Below are 22,911 nucleotides of genomic sequence, written 5' to 3' on the forward strand. Positions count from 1 at the left end.
GCGTTTATTGGCGCATTGATGCTGCTTCTCGGTATTTTCGCGCTGAATCAGATGAGCAAGATCCGTGGCGCCACCCAAGACATCACCCTGTCCAGCGTCCCGAGCATCCGCGCCCTCGATGACTTCACCCAACTCACCTTGCGCCTGCGGGTGTTGTCCTATCGCTTGCTGACCAACCGCGAGCCGGACGTTCAGCAAAAGACCCTGGAAGCCTTCGAACTGCGCAACCAGCAGATCCGCGTCGCTCAGGGCATTTACGAAAAGCTGATCGACAGCGGTGAGGAGCGCTCGATCTACGACGAATACACCCGCCTGCTTGCCCAGTACCAACAGATTGAAGCGCGCATGAAGAGCCTGTCGCGCGCTAACCAGGTCGAAGAGCTGCGCACCCTGCTCAACACTGAGCTGTTGAGCAACTCCGAGCAGGTCAACACCGTGCTCAACCGCCTGCTGGACTACAACAACAAGGCCGCCCTCGCTACCAACCAACAGGCTGAAGACCAGTACAACATGGCCTTCGACTGGGTGATTGGCCTGCTGATTATCGCCACGGCACTGACGATGCTGTTCGCCTGGCTGCTGACCCGCAGCATCACCCTGCCTATTTCCCTGGCATTGGAAGCGGCGGAAGAAGTGGCCGAAGGCAACCTGACCCGCCCGATCAAGGTCGACGGCAACGACGAAGCCGGACGCCTGCTGGCGGCCATGGCCAAGATGCAGGACAAACTGCGCGACACCCTGCAACGCATCGCGGGTTCCGCCAGCCAGTTGGCGTCGGCCGCCGAAGAACTGAACGCGGTCACCGACGAAAGCGCCCGTGGCCTGACCCGGCAAAACAACGAAATCGAACAAGCCGCCACGGCGGTGAACGAGATGACCAGTGCCGTCGAAGAAGTCGCACGCAATGCGGTCAGCACGTCCGAAGCTTCGCGCAACGCCACCACCTCCGCCGGGGATGGCCGTGATTTGGTGCAAGAAACCGTCAGCGCCATCGAACGCATGAGCGGCGACGTACAAGCGACCGCAACACTGATTGGCGACTTGGCCAATGAGTCGCGCGATATCGGCAAGGTGCTGGACGTGATTCGCGGCCTGGCTGACCAGACCAACCTGCTGGCCCTGAACGCCGCCATCGAAGCGGCCCGTGCGGGTGAAGCCGGCCGTGGCTTTGCGGTGGTCGCCGATGAAGTGCGGGCCCTGGCCCATCGCACCCAGCAGTCGACCAGCGAAATCGAACGGATGATCGGCAGCATCCAGGCCGGCACCGAGCACGCGGTGGACTCGATGCGCAACAGCACCGAACGCGCCGAATCGACACTGAACATCGCCAAAGGCGCCGGGATGTCACTGGACACCATCAACACCGCGATTGTGGAGATCAACGAACGCAACCTGGTCATCGCCAGCGCGGCGGAAGAGCAGGCGCAGGTGGCGCGGGAAGTGGACCGTAACCTGGTGAACATCCGTGATTTGTCGGTACAGTCGGCCACCGGCGCCAGCCAGACCAGTGCGGCGAGCAGCGAGTTGTCGCGCCTGGCGGTGGATCTGAACGGGATGGTAGGACGCTTCCAGCTCTAACTGACACCCCACCAGAAAAGTTTGTAGTGAGCAGGCTTGCCCNTGCGCTGGGCTGCGAAGCAGCCCCAACCGTCACACCTCATTTTTACAGATAGACCGCGGTGAATGGTTTTGGGGCTGCTTCGCAGCCCAGCGCAGGGCAAGCCTGCTCACCACAACAAGCCCTGCTCATCACAACAGGCCTGCCCAACACAACAAGCGCCCTGCCACATTCGGTTCCCTGTGAATCAGAAAAAGCTTTTTGACAGCGCAGCAATTCAACAGGTNTAGAATCGCTGGCACGCAGACTGCATGGTCAGTTTGCGCCCTGTCTTGTTTGCTCATGGAGTACTGCCTTTGAATGCGACGACCATCAACAGCCTGTTCTTGATCGGCGCGTTGCTGGTGAGTGCGAGCATTCTGGTAAGTTCTCTGTCGTCCCGCCTGGGCATCCCGATCCTGGTGATCATCCTGGCCGTGGGCATGGTCGCCGGCGTCGATGGCGGCGGCATCATCTTCGATAACTACCCGACCGCCTATCTGGTGGGCAACCTTGCGCTGGCAGTGATCCTGCTTGACGGCGGCCTGCGCACGCGAGTGGCGAGTTTCCGCGTGGCACTCTGGCCGGCGTTGTCGCTGGCCACGGTGGGGGTGTTGATTACCACCGGCCTCACCGGCATGGCGGCAGCCTGGCTGTTTGACCTCAATATCATCCAGGGGCTGTTGATCGGCGCGATTGTCGGTTCCACGGACGCCGCGGCGGTGTTCTCGTTGCTCGGCGGCAAGGGCCTGAACGAACGGGTCACCGCCAGCCTGGAAATCGAATCCGGCAGCAACGACCCGATGGCGGTGTTCCTCACCGTCACCTTGATCGACATGCTCGCCAGCGGCCAGACCGGCCTGCACTGGAGCCTGCTGACGCACCTGGTGCGCGAGTTCGGCATCGGCGGCGTGGTCGGCCTGGGTGGCGGCTGGCTGATGCTGCAGATGGTCAACCGCATCAACCTGGCCACCGGCCTGTACCCGATCCTGGTGATCGCCGGTGGCCTGTTCGTATTTGCCGTGACCAACGCCCTGCACGGCAGCGGCTTCCTCGCCGTGTACCTGTGCGGCCTAGTGATCGGCAACCGCCCGGTGCGCAGCCGTCATGGCATTTTGCATATGCTTGACGGCATGGCCTGGCTGGCGCAGATCGGCATGTTCCTGGTGCTGGGCCTGCTGGTTACACCCCACGACTTGCTGCCTATCGCACTGCCGGCCCTGGGCCTGGCGCTGTGGATGATCCTGTTTGCGCGGCCGCTGTCGGTGATGGTCGGCCTGCTGCCGTTCAAGGCGTTCCACGGCCGCGAAAAAGCCTTTATCGCCTGGGTCGGCCTGCGCGGCGCGGTACCGATCATTCTGGCGGTGTTCCCGCTGATGGCCGGGCTGCCGCATGCGCAGCTGTACTTCAACCTGGCGTTCTTTATCGTGCTGGTCTCGCTGCTGGTGCAGGGCACCAGCCTGCCGTGGGTGGCCAAGCTGCTCAAGGTCACCGTACCGCCGGACCCGGCGCCGATTTCCCGCGCAGCCCTGGAAGTGCATGTCACCAGCGAGTGGGAGCTGTTCGTCTACCGCCTCGGTGCGGAAAAATGGTGCATCGGCGCAGCCCTGCGCGAACTGAAAATGCCTGAAGGCACGCGGATCGCCGCGCTGTTCCGTGGCCAGCAACTGCTCCATCCGTCGGGTAGTACCGTGCTGGAAGTCGGCGATTTGCTCTGTGTGATCGGCCACGAACACAACCTGCCGGCCCTCGGCAAACTGTTCAGCCAGGCACCGCAACGCGGTTTGGATTTACGCTTCTTCGGCGACTTCGTGCTCGAAGGCGACGCCCAGCTGGGCGCTGTTTCCGCCCTGTACGGGCTGAAGCTGGAAGGCATCGACCCGGACATGCCGCTGAGCCGCTTCATCACCCAGAAAGTGGGGGGAGCGCCAGTCGTCGGCGACCAGGTGGAGTGGAACAACACCATCTGGACCGTCGCGGTCATGGACGGGAACAAGATTGGCAAAGTCGGCGTCAGATTCCCCGAAGGAAGTCGCCCGGGCCCCGGACTCTTCCTCTAAACTGCGGGGCGACGACGCCCCCGATTCTTCACCTTGCTCGACCGGTCTCTATGCCAACCCTGCGCACTTTTCTCGCCACTGCCCTGCTGGGCTTGACTCTTTGTATCGGCACCGTTCACGCGGCCGACCCACCCAGCGCCGACGCCATCCAGCAAACCCTGGACAAGCTGCCTGACCGCAAGCTGCCCGATGCCGACATGAAGGCGCTGCAGACCATTCTGCAACAGACCCTGACCTACCTCGGCAACAAGCAGGATTACGAGCAGCGGCTGGTCGATCTCAAGCGCCAATTGGAAGATGCGCCGCGCCAGACCGTCGAGAACCAGCGCGAGCTGACCCGGCTCAAGGCCACCAAAATCATCCCGGTCGCCCAGCGCTACGCCAGCCTGCCGGTGCCCCAGCTTGAGCAATTACTGGTGCAGCGCAGCACCCAGCAAGGCGACCTGCAGAAAGAACTGGCCGACGCCAACAGCCTGTCCATCGCTGCCCAGACTCGCCCGGAGCGTGCCCAGACCGAGATCAGCAGCAGCCAGACGCGTATCCAGCAGATCAATTCGATCCTCAAGGCCGGCAAAGACAACGGTAAATCCCTCAGCGGCGACCAGCGCAACCAGCTCAACGCCGAACTCGCGGCCCTCAATGCGCTGATCCCGCTGCGCCGCCAGGAACTGGCCGGCAACAGCCAACTGCAAGACCTGGGCAACAGCCAGCACGACCTGGTGATGGAAAAGACCGCGCGCCTGGAACAAGAGATCCAGGACCTGCAGACCCTGATCAACCAGAAGCGCCTGGCCCAGTCCCAGCAGACCGTGACCCAACAGTCCATCGAAGCGCAAAAGGCCGGCGGCAGCAGCCTGCTGGCCACGGAGAGCGCGGCCAACCTGAAGCTGTCCGACTACCTGCTCAAAAGCACCGACCGCCTCAACGACCTGACCCAGAAAAACCTGCAGACCAAACAGCAGCTCGACACCGTGACCCAGAGCGATTCGGCCCTCGACGAGCAGATCAACGTGCTCAAAGGCAGCCTGCTGCTGTCGAAGATCCTCTACAAACAAAAGCAGGCCTTGCCGCGCCTGACGGTCGACCGCGACCTGGCGGACGATATCGCCAACATTCGCCTGTACCAGTTCGAGGTCAACCAGCAGCGCGAGCTGATCAGCTCGCCCAGTGCCTATGTGGATAACTTGCTGGCGAACCAATCGCCGGAAGACGTCACCCCGCAACTGCGCCGTACTTTGCTGGAACTGGCGATCACCCGCAGCGACCTGCTGGAGCGCCTGAGCCGCGAGCTGAGCGCGCTGCTCAACGAGTCCATCACCCTGCAACTGAACCAGAAACAACTGCTCAGCACCGCCACGACATTGCGGGCGACGCTGGATGAGCAGATGTTCTGGATTCCCAGCAACAAGCCGTTGGATACCGAGTGGCTGGAAACCGTCCCGGCGCACCTGAGCAAGCAAGTCACCACCCTGCCCTGGGCGTCCAGCGTCAGCGAACTGTACGACGGCCTGACCCAACGCCCGCTGCTGTTCCTGCCGCTGCTGCTGCTGATCGGCGCGCTGCTGTGGCGACGCAAAGCCCTGTACCAGCGCCTGAACAAGGTCCACCTGGACATCGGTCACTTCAAGCGCGACAGCCAATGGCACACGCCGCAGGCCATCCTGATCAATATCCTGCTGGCGATGCCGGTGTCCCTGGGCTTGGCGCTGTGCGGTTACGCGCTGCAGATCGACGCCCGGGGGCAGAACGCCAACTTGGGCGCGGCCTTGCTGCAGATCGCCCAGGCGTGGCTGGTGTTCTACACCGCCTACCGCATCCTGGCGCCAGGCGGCGTGGCCGAACTGCACTTCCGCTGGGAAAAACCCCAGGTCGAATTCCTGCAAGGTTGGGTGCGCAAGCTCGGGCTGGTGGTGCTCGCGCTGGTGGCCGTGGTGGCAATTGCCGAGCACCAACCGGCGGCGCTCGCCGACGACGTGCTGGGCATCGGCGTGGTACTGACCTGTTATGCGCTGATGGCCTGGCTGCTGGGTCGCTTGCTGCTGCATAGCCCGACCCATGAAAAAGCCTCGCTGTTTCGCAAGGCCGTGGGCCTGTTATTCACCGCACTGCCCGTCGCGTTGTTTATCGCCGTGTGCTTCGGCTATTACTACACCGCGCTCAAGCTCAGCGACCGGCTGATCAACACCCTGTACCTGCTGATGTTCTGGCTGGTGATCGAAGCCACCTTCGTGCGCGGCCTGGGCGTTGCCGCCCGGCGCCTGGCTTATGCGCGCGCCCTGGCCAAACGCCAGGCCGCCAAGGAAGCCGGCGACGGTGAAGCGGTGATCGAAGAGCCGACCCTGGACATCGAGCAGGTCAACGAACAGTCCATGCGCCTGATCCGCCTGGCCCTGCTCGGCGGATTTATCGCAGCGCTGTACTGGGTGTGGTCGGACTTGATCTCGGTGTTTTCCTACCTCGACAACGTCACCCTCTACGAATACACCAGCGGCACCGGCGCGAATATCAGCATGGTGCCCATCAGCATCGGCGACTTGCTCGGTGCGCTGATCATCATCGGTATTACCTTCGCGCTGGCGCGCAACCTGCCCGGCCTGCTGGAGGTGCTGGTGCTGTCCAAGCTGGAGTTGGCCCAGGGCAGCGCCTACGCGACCACCACCTTGCTGTCGTACGTGATTGCCGGCGTCGGTTTTGTCTCCACCTTGTCGACCCTCGGCGTCAGCTGGGACAAGTTGCAATGGCTGGTGGCGGCACTGTCGGTGGGCTTGGGCTTCGGCATGCAGGAGATCTTCGCCAACTTTATCTCCGGCATCATGATCCTGTTCGAACGCCCGGTACGCATCGGCGACACCATCACCATCGGCAACCTGTCGGGCACGGTGAGCAAGATCCGCATCCGCGCCACCACGATCACCGACTTTGATCGCAAGGACATCATTGTCCCGAACAAGACCTTCATCACCGGGCAACTGATCAACTGGTCGCTGACCGACACCATCACGCGGGTCACCCTGAAACTCGGCGTGGACTACGGCTCCGACCTGGACCTGGTGAAGGAGCTGCTGCTCAAGGCCGCCAGGGAAAACCCTCGGGTACTGAAAGAACCCGAACCGCACGTGTACTTCCTCAACTTCGGCGAAAGTACCCTCGACCACGAACTGCGCATGCACGTGCGTGACCTGGGTGACCGCAACCCGGTGCTGGACGAGGTCAACCGCTACATCAACCGTGAATTTAAGAAACAGCACATCAACATCTCGTTCCGGCAGATGGAGGTGTACCTCAAGAACATGCACGGTCAGGAGTACAAGCTGGTGCCGGTCGAGGATGATCGCAAGACCATCGCTGCGCCGGCCCCGGAGCAGGACGCCCCCGAGCCGCCAGCCAGCAAAGTTGATGACGCGCCGGAACCGCCGCCGAGCAAACTCGACTAACCGCGCTATCCCCAGCAGAATGCTCGGACATTCTGCTGGAGATGGCCGGTGAAAGCCCTCGACGAACTGACCTTCGACAACCGCTTCGCACGCCTGGGCGACGCGTTCTCAACCCACGTACTGCCCGAGCCCCTCGACGCGCCGCGCCTGGTCGTGGCAAGCCCGGCCGCCATGGCCCTGCTCGACCTTGACCCCGCCGTGGCCGAAACGCCGGTATTTGCCGAATTGTTTGGCGGCCACAAATTGTGGGCCGAGGCGGAACCGCGGGCGATGGTCTATTCCGGGCATCAGTTCGGTGGCTACACCCCGCAACTGGGCGATGGCCGTGGGTTGTTGCTGGGCGAGGTGTACAACGAGGCCGGCGAACACTGGGACCTGCACCTCAAGGGCGCCGGGATGACGCCTTACTCACGCATGGGCGATGGACGCGCCGTGTTGCGCTCGTCGATCCGCGAGTTCCTGGCGTCCGAAGCGCTGCACGCGCTGGGTATCCCCAGCAGCCGCGCATTGTGCGTGATCGGTTCCGACACGCCCGTGTGGCGCGAGAAGCAGGAACGCGGCGCCATGGTGTTGCGCATGGCTCACAGCCATATCCGCTTCGGCCATTTCGAATACTTCTACTACACCAAGAAACCCGAGCAGCAGGCCGAGTTGGCCGAACACGTGCTGAACCTGCACTACCCCGAATGCCGCGAACAGCCTGAACCCTACCTGGCCATGTTCCGCGAAATCGTCGAGCGCAATGCCGAACTGATCGCCAAATGGCAGGCCTATGGCTTTTGCCACGGGGTGATGAACACCGACAACATGTCGATCCTCGGTATCACCTTCGACTTCGGGCCGTTTGCGTTCCTGGACGACTTCGACGCGCACTTCATCTGCAACCACTCCGACCACGAGGGGCGTTACTCCTTCAGCAACCAGGTGCCGATCGGCCAGTGGAACCTCAGCGCCCTGGCGCAGGCGCTGACGCCGTTCATCAGCGTTGATGCCTTGAAGGAAGCGCTCGGCCTGTACCTGCCGCTGTACCAGGCCAATTACCTGGACCTGATGCGCCGCCGCCTGGGACTGACCACCGCCGAAGACGATGACCAGAAGCTGGTCGAGCGGTTATTGAAACTGATGCAGAACAGCGGCGTGGATTACACGCTGTTCTTCCGGCGCCTGGGGGATGAGCCCGCGGCGCTGGCGGTGACGCGGCTGCGCGATGACTTTGTCGACCTGGCCGGGTTTGATGCCTGGGCCGAGCAGTACAAGGCCCGCGTTGAACGGGATGGCGACCACAGCGAAGAACAACGCCGTGCGCGGATGCATGCGGTGAACCCACTTTACATCCTGCGCAACTACCTGGCGCAGAACGCTATCGCTGCCGCCGAGTCAGGGGATTACAGCGAAGTGCGGCGGTTGCATGAGGTGCTGTCCAAGCCGTTCGAGGAACAAGCGGGGATGGAGCAATACGCGCAGCGGCCACCGGATTGGGGCAAGCATTTGGAGATTAGTTGTTCGTCGTAAACCTTTAAATGAAGGTTTCTACTGATACGCCGAAGCGCTCAGCCAGCCAACGAATTTGCCGTATGTTGAGTTGGCGTTTTCCACTCAATACCTCAGAGACCACCGACTGGGTACCAACCCCCGGCAGGTCGCTCTGAGTGAGGTTGTGTTCGCGCATCATGTAGCGCAATACATCAGCACCACTGGCGACGGGCAGTGGGCGGTGCTTATGATCGTAGGCTTCGATCCAGTCACTGAGGATATCCACCAGGCTCATCAGCGGACTGTCTTCATTTTCACCGATCAGGCTCAGCAACTCGTCCAAACCACATACCAGCGCGTCGTAGTCTGCCTCGTTTTCTGGTTTGCGCATCACGGGTGAAACAAATTGCCAGTGTTCGGCGGCTACTCGCATAAGCGCGCTCATCTGATGTTTTCCTTCCATTTATCTTTCTCATAATCGCGGTGATCAAGCAGATGCTTGATGTAGACGCGCTGCGCCTGATACTCCACGCCAGCAATCAACCTCAGCTTATTGCCTCAAATATCGAAAACGTGAAACTCCCCGACCTTATCCGTGGCGGGGAACATGGCTTTCATCGCCGCGAAATCTTTGGGGTCATTTCGCTTCATTACTCGATACCACTGATCCAACGCGGTTGCTGACCGAGGCCACTTTTCCTTCGCTTCCCAGATCCTTTTCTCGCTGATCACTCGCATGCAACATCCTTATCGCATCTTGCTATGAAGGTTAAACTCGAATTCCGAATATCGCAATTTGCGATATTCGCAAACAGACCGATGGTTCAAAACAGAACAGGCTCTGACAGCCTAGATAGGCGGCCCCACATCAGCACGGGCAAAACTGTCAGTGGATAAGTCACCCTCTCCCCGCCTTGATAAACACCTCGCCCGACTCCAGATACAGTCCATTGGCAACACCCAAGGAGCCCATCATGTCCGAACCGCTTGTAATCCCCTGCCCTCATTGCAACGGCCTCAACCGCATCCCCGGTGAACGCCTGGGCGATGCGCCCAAATGCGGGCGCTGCAAGCAGCCGGTGTTGTTGAGCAAGCCTTTTGAGTTAAAACAGGGCGACTACGCCAGCCAGATCAAGGGCGACCTGCCCTTGCTGGTGGATGTGTGGGCCGACTGGTGCGGGCCGTGCAAGTCGTTCGCGCCGGTGTTTGAGCAGGCGGCTGGGCAGTTGGAGGGCAAGTGCCGGCTGGCCAAGCTCGATAGCGAGGCCAATCAACAGCTGTCGGCGCAGTTTGGGATTCGCTCGATTCCCAGTTTGATCCTGTTCAAGAATGGCCGTGAGGTGGCGCGTCAGAGCGGAGCGTTCCCATTGCCGCAGTTGATGAGCTGGTTGCGTAGCCAGGGCGTGTAACTCGGCCTTGAAAACCGACCAGACCCCATGTGGGAGGGGGCTTGCTCCCGATGGCAGTGTGTCAGTCAGTACATAAGCCGGCTGATCCACCGCTATCGGGAGCAAGCCCCCTCCCACATTGTGACCGCGCTTTACCTTGAGGCCACCGGGGCTTCGCGGTCCATTATTTGGCCGACGAGCATTACGCCGAGTTCGCTCAATTGGTGGATGGCCAAGGCAACGTCGCGGTGTTCGCCGCTGAGGTCGTTGGACAGGTTGAGCAACAGGGTTCGGACGGAGGAGAAGGTTTCGTAGCTGTTGAGGATGAGGGTTTCGGTGGGGAGGTTGGGTGCAACGGTATAAAGGTTAACCATGGATCGTCTCCGAGCAGGAGCCGCAGCCAACCGCTACTAAACGGAGGGTGGCAGCTGTACGCAGGTTAGTAGACCGGGGAGACGCAACCGGCGCGCCCGAAAGCGCCCTCCGTACAGCCACCGTCAAGTTCAGGAAGGTCCTGATTGACGAATTACTGCACGTCTCACCACGGGCTACTAAACCCGATCACTGAACATTCAGCGACCCAGGAACCTTAGAGACGCCCATCCAGACGCACAAGCCAGCGGATTCTGGCTTAACTGTAGGCAACGTTACAAGACACAACCCCCATCGCCAGACCCGTCCTACAGACTGTGTGGGACACATCCATTTCCATCTGCCGAAACGCGATAAAAATGTGGGAGGGGGCTTGCTCCCGATAGCCGTGTGTCAGTCAGTACATCTGTTACTGAAGCACCGCAATCGGCAGCAAGCCCCCTCCCACAGGGTTTTGTGTTGTCGTTTAGATCACGCGTTTTCCAGCAGGTTATGCAGCTCCACAAACTGCTGCGTCAGCTTATGCCGTGGGTCCAGGTGGATCAGGGGTTTGTTCTCCTGGTGCGACTCACGCATGCGCACGGAACTGGCCAGGTACACCGGCAGCACCGGCAAGCCTTCGGCAATCAATTCATCCAGCATCTGCTGCGGCAGGCTCGCCCGGGCCTGGAACTGGTTGACCACGATACCTTCCACTTCCAGGCCTTCGTTGTGGTCTTCCTTCAGTTCTTCGATTTCAGCCAGCAGGCCATACAACGCCTGGCGCGAGAAGCTGTCGCAATCGAAGGGAATCAGCACACGATCAGCGGCGATCAACGCCGAAACCGCATAGAAATTCAGCGCCGGTGGCGTATCCAGGTAAATCCGGTCGTAATCCTCGCTCAGCTCATCCAGCAGCTTTCGCAGCTTGTTAATTTTATGCTTGGCCTCAAGCTTGGGCTGCAGGTCCGCCAATTCGGCGGTCGCGGTGATGACGTGCAGGTTGTCGAAGGGGGTTTCGTAGATATCCACCCGGTTTTTCTTCGAAAACGGCCCGGAAGACAGGGTCTGCTTGAAGAATTCGGCAATGCCCATCGGTATATCGTCGCCGGTCAGCCCGGTGAGGTACTGGGTTGAATTGGCTTGTGCATCGAGGTCCACCAACAGGGTTCGATAGCCTTCGCTGGCGCTCACCGCCGCCAGGTTGCAGGCGATGCTGGACTTGCCCACGCCGCCTTTCTGATTGAACACCACACGCCGCATGGAAAAACCTCCGTGTATCAATGAATGTCCGAGTGTAGAGGGCAAAAGCGCCTGTTAGCTACCTCGTTCATCCATGCACTGCTGCATCACGAACCATTGGCGATCTGGCTGTCATACACAGCTCACCGGTTAAAAAGAACCGTCCCACACACCATCCCAGCCCCAGGTGAAGGAAAATCTGTAAATCTTTTTCACCGATTTGTAATTCCCTATGCACAATTCTTTACCAAAGTTTGCTAGAACCCCACGGCACCGGGATAATGCGCGCCATTCGGCTATTGCTCCCTGTCCCGGTATTCGGGGCCAACTGCCGCACATGGAAGCCCGCAGGGGCGGGATAACGTCTCAGTGATCACTTTCAACATCGCCCAATGGCGCGCCTGGGCCCCTGGCCTGGAGAGTGCGGACGACTGGCACGCCTGGTGCCAGGCCCCGGTGTTGCTGCCTGCAAGCGAAGCCTCCCCCGACGTCTCGTTCCTACCCGCCATGCACCGTCGCCGCCTCAGCCGCCTGGCGCGCATGGCATTTTGTGTGGGCTGGCCGCTGGCTGAGGGCTTGGAAGACTTGCCGCTGGTGTTTATCTCCCGGCATGGCGAAACCCCGCGCACCCTCGACATCCTCAGCGACCTGGCCAACGACCAGCCACTGTCGCCGACCCAGTTCAGCCTGTCGGTGCACAACGCGGTAATTGGCCTGTGGTCGATCCTGCGCAATGAAACCAGCGAAATGACCGCCCTCGCCGCCGCAGGCGACGGCCTGGAACACGGCATGCTCGAAGCCGCCGCACTGCTCAACGAAGGCGCGCCGGCCGTTTTGCTTGTGATTACCGAAGAGCAGCCGCCTGCCGCCTACGCCAGCTGGATCGTTGACGTGCCCTTCCCCTACGCCGTCGGCCTGCTGCTGACACCGGGCGACGAGTGGCAACTGGAACTAAACAGCGGCGCTGTCCAACTCACTCAAGCCCAGTGGCCCCACGCCCTGAACCTGCTGCGCACCCTGCTCACTGATCAGGGTGCCTGCCAACATGCCTGGAAGAACCGAGTATGGAACTGGCAACGCAAGCCGTGAACGACAAGCCACGGGACGCCTACTACTGGCGCCTGTTCGCCACCGCCGCCAGCTTCGCGCTGTTCGGCTTCGGTGGGCTGTGCCTGCGTTTGCTGGTGTTCCCGTTGCTCAGTTGCCTGCCAGGGGACGCTGCAAAACACCGCAGCCGCGCCCGCCACACGATCAGTTGGCTGTTCTGGTTCTTTATTCGCCTGATGCAGCGCGCCGGCGTGCTCACCTACAGCGTCGAAGGCGCGGAAAACCTCGGCCGCCCAGGCCAAATGATCATCGCCAACCACCCGTCGTTGATCGACGTGGTGTTCCTGATCGGCCTGGTGCGCCAGGCCAACTGCGTGGTCAAGCAGAGCCTGTGGCAGAACCCCTTCACCCGTGGGCCGGTGCGTGACGCGGGCTATATCAGCAATGACGGCAGTGCCGAGATGCTCGATGCGGCGGCGGATGCCCTGCGCAGCGGCCAGACACTGATCATCTTTCCCGAAGGTACCCGCACCACACCTGGCGCGGCGCCTGCCTTTCATCGCGGCGGTGCCGCCATTGCGCTGCGCGGTGCGACAATCATTACCCCCGTGGTGATCAAGGTCAGCCCCACCACGCTGACCAAGGCCGAACCCTGGTATCGCATCCCAAAATGCCGCGTGCACTTCAGTTTGCGGGTGGGTGCCGATATAGAACCACAGGCGTTCGCATCAATGGGGCCCGCGCCCCAGGCCTCACGCAAGCTCAACGATTACCTGCATCACTATTTTATTAAGGAGCTCGCCGAAGATGAGCGACCAACACCGCCTTGAGCACGACATAAAGATACTGATCATCGAGGCCCTGGGCCTGGAAGACATCGGCGTCGACGACATCGGCAGCGAGCAAACCCTGTTCGGCGAAGGCCTCGGCCTGGATTCGGTAGACGCCCTGGAATTGGGCCTGGCGATCCAGAAAAAGTACGGCATCAAGATCGATGCCGACGCCAAGGACACCCGCAATCACTTCACCAACGTGGCCAGCCTTGCGGCGTTCGTCACGGCCAGACAGGCAGCTTGAGACCGGACCATGCAAACTCGTGACGATATTTTCAACACCTTGCGCGACGCCTTGGTGGAACTGTTTGAACTGCCGCCGGAACGCGTCACCCTTGACGCCAACCTGTACCAGGACCTGGAAATCGACAGCATCGATGCCGTCGACTTGATCGACCATATCAAGCGCCAGACCGGCAAGAAGATCGCCGCCGAGGAATTCAAGGCGGTGCGTACGGTGAACGACGTGGTTGAGGCGGTGTACCGTCTGGTCCAGCCTGCCGCATGAGCCGGCTGATCGGCCTTGGCCTGCTGCTGGCAGGGCTGCTGTACCCTTTTGCGGTGTATTACGGCACCGAACACTTTGCGCCGTGGCAATTCGGCCTGCTGCTGGGCGGCCTATGGCTGCTGCGTGCGCTGACCGGTGCCCGACGCCCCGGCAGCCGCTGGATGGCACTGGCGGTGATCGCGTTCTGCCTGCTGCTGGCCTGGTTCGACAACCCCCGCCTGCTGCGGTGGTACCCGAGCCTGGTCAGTGCGTTCATGCTGGCGCTGTTCGGCTTGAGCCTCAAGTACGGCCCGCCGATGGTCGAGCGCCTGGCGCGCATGACCGATCCTGTGTTGCCGCCCCATGCCATCGTGTATACCCGCCGGGTGACCGTGGTGTGGAGCGTGTTTTTTCTGTGTAATGGCCTGCTCGCCGCCGCCCTCACCCTGTGGGCGCCGCTGAGCTGGTGGACGTTGTACAACGGCCTGATCGCCTACGGGTTGATGGGACTGTTGTTTGCCGTGGAATGGCTGGTACGACAAAGGGTTCGAGGCCGCGTATGAATGGGTTGAAACTTGAGCACTTGCTGCTTGAGCCGCTGGAACAGCGTTCGGTCACCACCGAACCTGCAATGAGTCACGCCCAGCTGTGGGAGCAATCCCTGAGCCTGGCGGCGGGCCTGCAAGCGCGGGGTATCCGGCGCCTGGCCGTGTACCTGGAAGATGCAGGCCTGCTGGCGGTGGCCCTGCTGGGCGCGTGGCGGGCCGGGGTCAGCGTGCTGCTGCCCGCCGACTTGCAACCTCAGACCCGCCAACGCTGGGATGAAGCCGTCGACGCCTGGCTGACCGAAGCCGAGGACCTGGATGCGCTGTACCAGGCACCACTGAGCGCTGCCGCCCTCGACCTGGACGCGTGCCAACTGAGCCTGTGCACCTCCGGTTCCAGCGGCGAACCCAAGCGCATCGACAAGACCCTGCGCCAACTGGCCAACGAGGTCGAGGCCTTGGAAACCTTGTGGGGCCCGGACCTCAAAGACGCCTGCATCATCGGCAGCGTCGCCACCCAACACATCTACGGCTTGCTGTTCCGCGTGCTGTGGCCGCTGTGCGCCGGCCGCACTTTTGTGCGCAAACAGCTGGCCTTCCCCGAAGACTTGCAGCGCGCCAGCCGCGAGCACACGCAATTTGCCTGGGTTGCCAGCCCGGCGCTGCTCAAGCGCATGGGTGACAACCTTGACTGGCCCGCGCTGAGCCAGGTGTCGCGGGTGTTTTCGTCCGGCGGCGCGCTGCCGGTGGAAGCCGCCGGCAGCCTGTACGACCGCTTGCAACAATGGCCGACAGAGATCCTCGGCAGCTCGGAAACCGGTGGTATCGCCTGGCGCCAGGGTGCGCAGCCGTGGCAGCCGTTTGCCGACGTGCACCTGAGCCAGGATGCCGACGGCGCCCTGCGCATCGCCTCGCCGTATCTGCCTGAGGGGCATGTCGAACAAACCGCCGACGCGGCACGCATTCATGCCGATGGCCGTTTCGAACTGCTGGGCCGCCTGGATCGCATCGTCAAGCTGGAAGAAAAACGCATCTCACTGCCCATGCTGGAAAACGCGCTGATGGCCCACCCGTGGGTCGCGGAAACCCGGCTGGGCGTGGTGCAGGAAAACCGCGCCTCTCTTGGCGCGCTGGTGGTGTTGAGCGCCGAGGGCCTGCATGCCCTGCGCAATCAGGGCCGACGCACGCTCACCCAGACCCTGCGCCAGCATTTGAGCCAACATTGCGAAGCCCTGGCGCTGCCACGGCGCTGGCGACTGCTGAGACAGTTGCCCCTGAACAGCCAGGGCAAGCTGCCACAGGCCGATGTCGAGGCGCTGCTGTTGGCGCCACGGCCGAAGGCGCCGGAAGTGCTGGAGCACGTCGAAGCCGACGGCGAATGGACCGTGCAACTGAGCGTGCCGCCGGACCTGGCCTATTTCAGCGGGCACTTCCCGGTCACGCCGGTGCTGCCGGGGGTGGTGCAGGTGGAATGGGCCTTCAACCTGGGCCAGCAACTGCTCGAGGTGCCGCCGACCTTTGCCGGTATGGAAGTGCTCAAGTTCCAGCAACTGGTGCGGCCGGGCGATGCGATCGAACTGCACCTGCGCTTCGACCCCGAGCGCAGCAAGCTTTACTTTGCGTATCGCAATGGCGTCGCCGCCTGCTCCAGCGGCCGAATAGTGCTGGAGATGCCAAGTGAGTAGGCTTCTGTGGCGAGGGAGCTTGCTCCCGCTGGAGTGCGAAGCGCTCCCAACCCAGGCACCGCACTGTGCCAGGATGATTTCGGTCGCCTGTGTTGGGGCTGCTGCGCAGCCCAGCAGGAGCAAGCTCCCTCGCCACAGGGGGCCATTTCATGCATAACCCCTGCGCCCTGATCCCGGTCTACAACCACGAAGCCGCCGTACCCGCCGTGGTCCATAGCCTGTTGAGCAGCGGCCTGCCCTGCCTGCTGGTCGACGACGGCAGCAGCCCGGCCTGCGCCGCCGTGCTGGCGCAATTGGCGACCCTGGATAACGTCACCCTGCTGACCCTGCCAAGCAACCAGGGCAAGGGCGGCGCCGTCATGGCCGGTTTCCGCGAAGCCGCACGCCTGGGCTTCAGCCATACCTTGCAAGTCGACGCCGACGGCCAGCACGACCTGCGCGAAGTCGAGACCTTTATCGACACCTCGCGCCGGCACCCCGACGCGATCATCTGCGGCTACCCGGAATACGACGACAGCGTGCCCAAAGGCCGCCTGTACGCGCGTTACTTGACCCACGTGTGGGTGTGGATCAACACCCTGTCGTTGCAGATCCGCGACTCGATGTGCGGCTTTCGCGTCTACCCGCTGGCGCCGGTGCTGGCGCTGATGGACTCGGCCTACATCGGCACGCGCATGGATTTCGACTCGGACATCTTGGTGCGCCTGGCCTGGCGCAACCAGCCGATGCGCTGGCTGCCGACCCAGGTGCACTACCCCGCCGATGGCCTGTCGCACTTCCGCCTGTTCCGTGACAACGTGCGCATCTCGGCGATGCACACCCGGTTGTTCTTCGGCATGCTGGTGCGCGCGCCGATGATCCTGTGGCGACGGTGGCAGGCATGAGCGACAGCACCAAGCACTGGGCCGACCGCGAAGAGCGCGGCAGCTACCGGCTGATGAAGCTCACCGCCTTTGCCGCCAAGATCCTTGGCCGCCGCGTGTTGAGCCCGCTGTTGTACGGCATCGTGTTGTATTTTTTCCTGTTCGGCCGCACCGCACGCCGGAGCGCCTGGCAATACCAGCAGCGCCTGGCCGAGTGGAGCGGGCGCGAGGAACTGCGGCCCACCCACTGGAAAGTCTTCGGCCAATTCATGGCGTTTGCCGATTCACTGCTCGACAAACTCGACGTGTGGAACGGCAAGCTGCGCCTGGAACAGATCGAGATCAACGACCCGGCGCAATTGCGCGGGAAGCTACGCGGCGGGCGCGGGCAGATGCTGGTGGGGGCACACCTGGGCAACCTCGAAGTGTGTCGCGCGCTCGCCGAGATCGGTGAACAAGTCACCATGAACGTGCTGGTGCACACCAAGCACGCCGAACAATTCAACCGCCTGCTGGGCGAAGCCGGCGCCACCCACTTGCGCCTGATCCAGGTCAGCGAGCTGGACCCGGCCACCATGCTGCTGCTCAGCCAGCGCCTGGACGACGGCGAATGGCTGGCCATCGCCGGCGACCGCGTGCCACTGCATGGCGGGCGCACGGTGCGCGTGGACTTCCTCGGCCATGACGCCGCCTTCCCTCAAGGCCCGTGGCTGCTGGCCGGTTTGCTCAAATGCCCGGTGAACCTGCTGATGTGCCTCAAGCACAAAAGCCGCTATCGCCTGAGCATTGAGCCTTTCGCCGAATCGATCGAATGGAAACGCAACACCCGCGAGCAGGTCATCGCCCTGTGGACCGCGCACTACGCCGCACGCCTGGGCCAGTTCTGCCTGGAAGCCCCCCAACAATGGTTCAACTTTTACCCTTTCTGGAAGACCGATGACGAAGCATCTTGAGCCGGTAACCTTTGGCGAACGCGCCTTGCGCATCGAAGACGTACTGGCCCTGGCCAACCGTCAGGCGCCGACCCAATTGCAGGGCGACGCCGCGTATCGCCAGCGCATTGCCAAAGGCGCGCAGTTCCTCGACTCGCTGCTGGACAAGGAAGGCGTGATCTACGGCGTCACCACCGGCTACGGCGACTCCTGCGTGGTGGCGGTGCCGTTGCAGCACGTCGAGGCCCTGCCCCGTCATTTGTACACCTTCCACGGTTGCGGCCTGGGCAAGTTGCTCGATGCCCAAGCCACCCGCGCGGTGCTGGCCGCACGGTTGCAGTCGCTGTGCCACGGCGTTTCCGGTGTGCGCGTGGAGTTGCTGGAGCGCCTGCATGCGTTTCTTGAGCACGACGTACTGCCGCTGATCCCGGAGGAAGGCTCGGTGGGCGCCAGCGGCGACCTGACGCCGCTGTCCTATGTGGCTGCGACCCTGTCCGGCGAACGCGAAGTGATGTTCCGTGGCGAACGTCGCCAGGCGGCCGACGTGCACCGTGAGCTGGGTTGGGAGCCGCTGGTCCTGCGCCCCAAGGAAGCCCTGGCGCTGATGAACGGCACCGCCGTGATGACCGGCCTGGCGTGCCTGGCCTTCGCCCGCGCCGACTACCTGCTGCAACTGGCCACGCGCATTACCGCGTTGAACGTGGTGGCGCTGCAAGGCAACCCGGAGCACTTCGACGAGCGCTTGTTCGCCGCCAAGCCGCACCCAGGGCAGATGCAGGTCGCCGCCTGGCTGCGCAAGGACCTGGCGATCGATGCGCCGACCGCGCCGCTGCATCGCCTGCAGGACCGCTACTCACTGCGTTGCGCGCCCCACGTGCTCGGCGTATTGGCGGACAGCCTGAACTGGCTGCGCTCGTTTATCGAAATCGAGCTGAACAGCGCCAACGACAACCCCATCATCGACGCCGAAGAAGAACGCGTGCTGCACGGTGGGCACTTCTACGGCGGGCATATCGCTTTTGCGATGGACAGCCTCAAGACCCTGGTCGCCAACGTCGCCGACCTGCTGGACCGCCAACTCGCGCTGCTGGTGGACGTGCGTTACAACCATGGCCTGCCGAGCAACCTGTCCGGCGCCCCGGCGGACCGCGCCATGATCAACCACGGCTTCAAGGCGGTGCAGATCGGCACCAGCGCCTGGACCGCCGAAGCCTTGAAAAACACCATGCCGGCCAGCGTGTTCTCGCGCTCCACCGAGTGCCACAACCAGGACAAGGTGAGCATGGGCACCATCGCCGCCCGCGATGCGATCCGCGTACTGGAACTGACCGAACAGGTCGCCGCCGCAACCCTGCTCGCCGCCAACCAAGGCGTGTGGCTGCGGGCCCAGGCCGAGGAGGCGCGCCCGCTGCCGCCAGCCCTGGCCGCCATGCATGACGAACTGGCCAAGGACTTCCCGCCGGTCATCGAAGACCGCGCGCTGGAAGGCGAACTGCGCCTGTGCCTGCAACGCATCGCCGAGCAACACTGGAGGCTGCATGCGTAGCCAGGGCGTGTTGCACAGCGACACCGAAATCCTCGTGCCGTTTTTTGACGTCGACACCATGAACGTCGTGTGGCACGGGCACTACGTGAAGTACCTGGAAGTGGCGCGCTGCGCGCTGCTGGACAAGATCGGCCACAACTACACGGCGATGCTCGAATCGGGCTACGCCTGGCCGGTGATCGACATGCAACTGCGCTACGTGCGCGGCGCCGTGTTCGGCCAGACGATCAACGTGCGCGCCAGCCTGGTGGAGTGGGAGAACCGCTTGAAGGTCAATTACCTGATCACCGACCTCGCCAGTGGCGAGCGCTTGACCCGTGCCAGCACCGTGCAAGTCGCCGTTGAAATCGCCACGCGCGAGATGCAACTGGCTTCCCCCAAAGTCTTCACCAACGCCGTCGAAAGGGCCCTGAAATGAAATCACATGTGGGAGGGGCGGTGCGACGACTCGACTTGCCCCCGATGGACTTCAACGATAACGCGATCCGCCGGACACTACGCAGCGCCCTCAGGCTCATCGCGGGCAAGCCCGCTCCCACATTTTTGATCGGTTTTTTCCTGAGCTTTAGTGCACATGCTTTTGACTTGCAACAACTCAGCGACCAACTTGCAAAACCCTCAGTGATCCACGGCAGCTTCACCCAGGAAAAACACCTGCGTGCCCTGCCCCAGCCGCTGGTCAGCAAAGGCACCTTCGTGCTCGCCAAGGACCACGGCCTGCTGTGGCTGCTGAAGACCCCGCTGCAACAGGACTACCGCATCAGCGCCCAAGGCATTGCCCGCCGCGACGCCAACGGCTGGCAACTGCTGCCGAACAAGAGCGCCGGCGCCGAACAGAACCGCCTGTTCCTTGCGGTGCTGCAGGGTGACAGCAGCGGCTTGCAGCGTGACTTCGAATTGCACCTGCAAGGCGAGGCCAAGCAATGGACATTGACGCTGGTCCCGCGCTCGCTGCTGCTCAAGCAGGTGTTCACCCAGATCAATATCGACGGTGGCGACCTGGTGCAGAACATCGAATTGCTGGAAACCCAGGGCGACAGCACCGTGCTGCGCATGCAGGACAGCCACGCCGACCTGCCGTTGAGCGAAGCGGAGCAACACGATTTTGCCCAGTGAACGCCTGCTACCCCGCCTGTTCCTGATCCTGCTGGTGGCCGTGCTGGCCCTGGCCGGCTGGCAGTGGCGCCACGGTGCGCCCTTGTCGGCCAACCTGATGGAACTGGTGCCGGGCAATACGCCGGACGCCTTGGAACAGCAAGCCGAACAGCGCATGCAAGAGCCGCTGAACCGCGAGATGTTGGTGTTGGTGGGGCATGCCGACCGTCAGCAAGCCGTCGCCGTGGCGCAACAGTTAGGCGAGCGCTGGCAGGCCAGCGGGCTGTTTGAAAAGGTGCAGTGGAACCTGCAAGCCGACTTGCCGGCGCTGCGCGAGCAATTGCTGCGCGGCCGCCTGGCGATGCTCTCGGCCAAGGACCGTGAGCAACTGGTTAAACAGCCCGACGCGTTTATCCAGCAGCGCGTGCAAGCGCTGTTCGACCCCTTCACCGGGTTTAGCCTGGTGCCGAGCCAGGACGACTGGCTGGGCTTGACCGGGCGTATCCAGAACAGCCAGCCGCAACACGGCTCGGTGCAACTGGATATCGGCAGCGGCGCGTTGATCGCCGATGCCGACGGCAAAAGCTGGGTGCTACTGCGTGCACGCACCACCGGCAATGCCTTCGACATGACACTGCCGCTGCACGTGGCAGACCTGCTCCAGGTCAGCCGCGAACAGGCCAGCGGGCAAGGCGCGCAGTTGCTCGCCGCCAGCGGCTTGCTCTACGCCGCCAATGGCCAGCAGCAGGCCACGCGGGAAATCACCTGGGTGGGCGGCGGCGCTACCGTCGGCATCCTGTTGTTGCTGTTGCTGGCGTTCCGGCGCTGGCGCGTGCTGCTGGCCTTTGTGCCGGTGCTGGTGGGCATGCTGTTTGGCGCGGTGGCCTGTGTGGCACTGTTCGGCCATATGCACGTGATGACCTTGGTATTGGGTTCCAGCCTGATCGGCGTGGCGGTGGATTACCCGCTGCACTATCTGTCGAAAAGCTGGAGCCTGCAGCCGTGGCGCAGTTGGCCGGCGTTGCGTTTGACGCTGCCGGGGCTGAGCCTGAGCCTGGCGACCAGTTGCATCGGTTACCTGGCGCTGGCCTGGACGCCGTTCCCGGCACTGACCCAGATTGCGGTGTTCTCCGCTGCCGGCCTGGTCGGTGCGTACCTGTCTGCCGTGTGCCTGTTGCCGGCGCTGCTCAAGGGTGTCGAACTGCGCCCGGCGCAATGGCCGCTGCGCATCGCTGAATGCCTGTGGCTGGTACGCGCCTCGTTACTCAAGCGCGTGCCGAGCCCTGTCCTGCTGGCGTTGCTGCTGCTGTTTTGCGCGGGCGGCCTGTGGCACCTGAACAGCAAAAACGACATTCGCCAATGGATCGGTGCACCGCCGCAATTGCTGCAAGAAGCGCAGGCCGTGGCACGCATTACCGGGTTCCAGCCCACCAGCCAGTTCTTCCTGGTTCGCGCGGACAATCAGCAGCAGTTGCTGGAGCGCCAGGCAGCCTTGGGCCAGCGCCTGGATCAGTTGGTGAACATGGACAAACTCCAGGGCTACTTGGCGCTCAACCAACTGGTCAGCCTGCCCGCCGAGCAACAACAGCTGCGTGATGCGCTGAATAAACTCCCGGAACATTGGCAGCCGCTGCTGGACCTCGGCGTACCCGCCAGCGCCCTGCACGCCGAAGTGGCGCAACTGCAAGCGCTGCCCACCGAAGACATCGACAGCGCACTGGTGGGCCCGTTGGCCGAACCTTGGCGCACCCTGTGGCTTGGTCCGGTCGACGGCGGCGTCGCCGCGATGGTCAGCCTGCAAGGCTTGAACAACCCGGCGCTGCTGCGGGTGCAAGCGCTGGATTTGCCGGGCGTGCAATTGGTCGACCGTCTGGGCGACTTGAACCGGGTATTCGCCGACACGCAGATCAGCGCCGCCGAATTGAAGTTGATGTCGTGCGTGCTGATCGTGCTGCTGTTGATCCTGCCATTCGGCTTCGGCGGCGCCCTGCGCATTGTCGCCCTGCCGCTGCTGGCAGCCCTGTGCAGCCTGGCCAGCCTCGGCTGGCTGGGCCAGCCGCTGACGCTGTTCAGCCTGTTCGGCCTGCTGTTGGTCACGGCCATCAGCGTCGACTACGCGATCCTGATGCGCGAGCAGATCGGCGGCCCTGCGGTCAGCCTGTTGGGCACATTGCTGGCGGCGCTGACGACCTGGTTGTCGTTTGGCCTGCTGGCGGTGTCCAGCACGCCGGCAGTGAGTAATTTCGGCTTATCGGTCAGCCTCGGCCTGGCATTCAGCTTTATGCTGGCGCCTTGGGCCGGGCAACAGAAGCACGCCTTATGAATGTGATTAT

At 62.7% G+C, this 22,911-nt stretch carries 19 protein-coding genes and 3 pseudogenes; 18 read left to right on the plus strand and 4 right to left on the minus strand.

The window, feature by feature from the left end:
- Positions 1-18: 18 nt before the first annotated feature.
- The 5 genes and pseudogenes from AO064_RS31815 to selO form a co-directional block, all read left to right on the plus strand.
- Positions 19-675, plus strand: a pseudogene (locus AO064_RS31815) (MCP four helix bundle domain-containing protein); the annotation flags it as partial.
- Between the two features lie 303 nt (positions 676-978).
- Positions 979-1,578 (plus strand): annotated as a pseudogene (locus tag AO064_RS31820) (methyl-accepting chemotaxis protein); the annotation flags it as partial.
- 336 nt (positions 1,579-1,914) lie between these two features.
- Positions 1,915-3,657 carry a potassium/proton antiporter gene (locus tag AO064_RS16645; protein ID WP_012721847.1) on the plus strand — a complete coding sequence of 581 codons (1,743 nt, stop codon included), beginning with the start codon at positions 1,915-1,917 and terminating at the stop codon, positions 3,655-3,657.
- 50 nt (positions 3,658-3,707) lie between these two features.
- Positions 3,708-7,091, plus strand: a complete 3,384-nt coding sequence (gene mscK, locus AO064_RS16650; RefSeq protein WP_064054028.1) for a mechanosensitive channel MscK — start codon at positions 3,708-3,710, stop codon at positions 7,089-7,091.
- Between the two features lie 48 nt (positions 7,092-7,139).
- Complete coding sequence (gene selO / locus AO064_RS16655; RefSeq protein WP_064054029.1) at positions 7,140-8,603, plus strand: protein adenylyltransferase SelO; 1,464 nt, start codon at positions 7,140-7,142, stop codon at positions 8,601-8,603.
- A 4-nt stretch (positions 8,604-8,607) separates the two neighbouring features.
- On the opposite strand, the gene AO064_RS16660 is transcribed toward selO, so the two are convergent.
- Both AO064_RS16660 and AO064_RS16665 read right to left on the minus strand, forming a co-directional pair.
- Entirely contained in the window at positions 8,608-9,009 is a 402-nt protein-coding gene (locus AO064_RS16660; protein WP_064054030.1) for a helix-turn-helix domain-containing protein, read from the minus strand.
- Positions 9,006-9,302, minus strand: a pseudogene (locus AO064_RS16665) (type II toxin-antitoxin system HigB family toxin). Before AO064_RS16665 ends, AO064_RS16660 begins: the two are co-directional and overlap by 4 nt.
- Before the next feature lie 236 nt (positions 9,303-9,538).
- Between AO064_RS16665 and trxC the strand changes: the two are divergent.
- Positions 9,539-9,973, plus strand: a complete 435-nt coding sequence (gene trxC, locus AO064_RS16670; RefSeq protein ID WP_064054031.1) for a thioredoxin TrxC — start codon at positions 9,539-9,541, stop codon at positions 9,971-9,973.
- A 131-nt stretch (positions 9,974-10,104) separates the two neighbouring features.
- Here the strand turns inward: trxC and AO064_RS16675 are convergent, their stop codons facing one another.
- A complete protein-coding gene (locus AO064_RS16675) occupies positions 10,105-10,326 on the minus strand; it encodes a DUF6124 family protein (protein WP_064054032.1) in 222 nt (73 codons plus the stop codon).
- A gap of 469 nt (positions 10,327-10,795) precedes the next feature.
- A complete protein-coding gene (locus AO064_RS16680; protein WP_012721840.1) occupies positions 10,796-11,566 on the minus strand; it encodes a ParA family protein in 771 nt (256 codons plus the stop codon).
- A 348-nt stretch (positions 11,567-11,914) separates the two neighbouring features.
- Between AO064_RS16680 and AO064_RS16685 the strand changes: the two genes are divergently transcribed.
- The 12 genes from AO064_RS16685 (at position 11,915) to AO064_RS16740 (ending at position 22,901) form a co-directional block, all read left to right on the plus strand.
- Positions 11,915-12,634, plus strand: coding sequence for a beta-ketoacyl synthase chain length factor (locus tag AO064_RS16685; RefSeq protein ID WP_064054033.1), 720 nt, complete (start codon positions 11,915-11,917; stop codon positions 12,632-12,634).
- On the plus strand, positions 12,610-13,422 hold the full coding sequence (locus AO064_RS16690; RefSeq protein WP_064054034.1) for a lysophospholipid acyltransferase family protein: 813 nt from the start codon (positions 12,610-12,612) through the stop codon (positions 13,420-13,422). The genes AO064_RS16685 and AO064_RS16690 overlap by 25 nt, the downstream gene beginning before the upstream one ends.
- Complete coding sequence (locus tag AO064_RS16695) at positions 13,400-13,669, plus strand: phosphopantetheine-binding protein (RefSeq protein WP_064054035.1); 270 nt, start codon at positions 13,400-13,402, stop codon at positions 13,667-13,669. The genes AO064_RS16690 and AO064_RS16695 overlap by 23 nt, the downstream gene beginning before the upstream one ends.
- A gap of 9 nt (positions 13,670-13,678) precedes the next feature.
- A complete protein-coding gene (locus AO064_RS16700) occupies positions 13,679-13,933 on the plus strand; it encodes an acyl carrier protein (RefSeq protein WP_003187949.1) in 255 nt (84 codons plus the stop codon).
- Positions 13,930-14,475, plus strand: coding sequence for a COG4648 family protein (locus tag AO064_RS16705; RefSeq protein ID WP_064054036.1), 546 nt, complete (start codon positions 13,930-13,932; stop codon positions 14,473-14,475). Before AO064_RS16700 ends, AO064_RS16705 begins: the two co-directional genes overlap by 4 nt.
- Entirely contained in the window at positions 14,472-16,142 is a 1,671-nt protein-coding gene (locus AO064_RS16710; protein WP_064054037.1) for an acyl-CoA synthetase family protein, read from the plus strand. The genes AO064_RS16705 and AO064_RS16710 overlap by 4 nt, the downstream gene beginning before the upstream one ends.
- A 149-nt stretch (positions 16,143-16,291) precedes the next feature.
- Positions 16,292-17,026, plus strand: a complete 735-nt coding sequence (locus AO064_RS16715) for a glycosyltransferase family 2 protein (protein ID WP_064054038.1) — start codon at positions 16,292-16,294, stop codon at positions 17,024-17,026.
- Positions 17,023-17,958, plus strand: coding sequence for an LpxL/LpxP family acyltransferase (locus AO064_RS16720; RefSeq protein ID WP_064054039.1), 936 nt, complete (start codon positions 17,023-17,025; stop codon positions 17,956-17,958). The genes AO064_RS16715 and AO064_RS16720 overlap by 4 nt, the downstream gene beginning before the upstream one ends.
- Positions 17,942-19,483 carry an HAL/PAL/TAL family ammonia-lyase gene (locus AO064_RS16725; RefSeq protein WP_064054040.1) on the plus strand — a complete coding sequence of 514 codons (1,542 nt, stop codon included), beginning with the start codon at positions 17,942-17,944 and terminating at the stop codon, positions 19,481-19,483. Before AO064_RS16720 ends, AO064_RS16725 begins: the two co-directional genes overlap by 17 nt.
- Positions 19,476-19,901: an acyl-CoA thioesterase gene (locus AO064_RS16730; RefSeq protein ID WP_064054041.1), complete on the plus strand. Its 426-nt coding sequence runs from the start codon at positions 19,476-19,478 to the stop codon at positions 19,899-19,901. The genes AO064_RS16725 and AO064_RS16730 overlap by 8 nt, the downstream gene beginning before the upstream one ends.
- 44 nt (positions 19,902-19,945) lie before the next feature.
- Entirely contained in the window at positions 19,946-20,599 is a 654-nt protein-coding gene (locus AO064_RS16735) for an outer membrane lipoprotein carrier protein LolA (RefSeq protein WP_064054042.1), read from the plus strand.
- Positions 20,589-22,901, plus strand: coding sequence for an MMPL family transporter (locus AO064_RS16740; RefSeq protein ID WP_064054043.1), 2,313 nt, complete (start codon positions 20,589-20,591; stop codon positions 22,899-22,901). Before AO064_RS16735 ends, AO064_RS16740 begins: the two co-directional genes overlap by 11 nt.
- Positions 22,902-22,911 lie beyond the last annotated feature (10 nt).

It is taken from the genome of Pseudomonas marginalis, from assembly GCF_001645105.1.
In the GTDB taxonomy this organism is placed as follows: domain Bacteria; phylum Pseudomonadota; class Gammaproteobacteria; order Pseudomonadales; family Pseudomonadaceae; genus Aquipseudomonas; species Aquipseudomonas petroselini.

Coding starts and splice junctions, on each gene's coding strand:
- AO064_RS16680 (WP_012721840.1), bottom strand. CDS start 11,566: ATGCGGCGTGTGGTGTTCAATCAGAAAGGCGGCGTGGGCAAGTCCAGC.
- AO064_RS16715 (WP_064054038.1), top strand. CDS start 16,292: ATGCATAACCCCTGCGCCCTGATCCCGGTCTACAACCACGAAGCCGCC.
- trxC (WP_064054031.1), top strand. CDS start 9,539: ATGTCCGAACCGCTTGTAATCCCCTGCCCTCATTGCAACGGCCTCAAC.
- AO064_RS16725 (WP_064054040.1), top strand. CDS start 17,942: ATGACGAAGCATCTTGAGCCGGTAACCTTTGGCGAACGCGCCTTGCGC.
- AO064_RS16705 (WP_064054036.1), top strand. CDS start 13,930: ATGAGCCGGCTGATCGGCCTTGGCCTGCTGCTGGCAGGGCTGCTGTAC.
- AO064_RS16710 (WP_064054037.1), top strand. CDS start 14,472: ATGAATGGGTTGAAACTTGAGCACTTGCTGCTTGAGCCGCTGGAACAG.
- AO064_RS16730 (WP_064054041.1), top strand. CDS start 19,476: ATGCGTAGCCAGGGCGTGTTGCACAGCGACACCGAAATCCTCGTGCCG.
- AO064_RS16695 (WP_064054035.1), top strand. CDS start 13,400: ATGAGCGACCAACACCGCCTTGAGCACGACATAAAGATACTGATCATC.
- AO064_RS16660 (WP_064054030.1), bottom strand. CDS start 9,009: ATGAGCGCGCTTATGCGAGTAGCCGCCGAACACTGGCAATTTGTTTCA.
- AO064_RS16720 (WP_064054039.1), top strand. CDS start 17,023: ATGAGCGACAGCACCAAGCACTGGGCCGACCGCGAAGAGCGCGGCAGC.
- mscK (WP_064054028.1), top strand. CDS start 3,708: ATGCCAACCCTGCGCACTTTTCTCGCCACTGCCCTGCTGGGCTTGACT.
- AO064_RS16690 (WP_064054034.1), top strand. CDS start 12,610: ATGGAACTGGCAACGCAAGCCGTGAACGACAAGCCACGGGACGCCTAC.
- AO064_RS16735 (WP_064054042.1), top strand. CDS start 19,946: ATGGACTTCAACGATAACGCGATCCGCCGGACACTACGCAGCGCCCTC.
- AO064_RS16700 (WP_003187949.1), top strand. CDS start 13,679: ATGCAAACTCGTGACGATATTTTCAACACCTTGCGCGACGCCTTGGTG.
- AO064_RS16675 (WP_064054032.1), bottom strand. CDS start 10,326: ATGGTTAACCTTTATACCGTTGCACCCAACCTCCCCACCGAAACCCTC.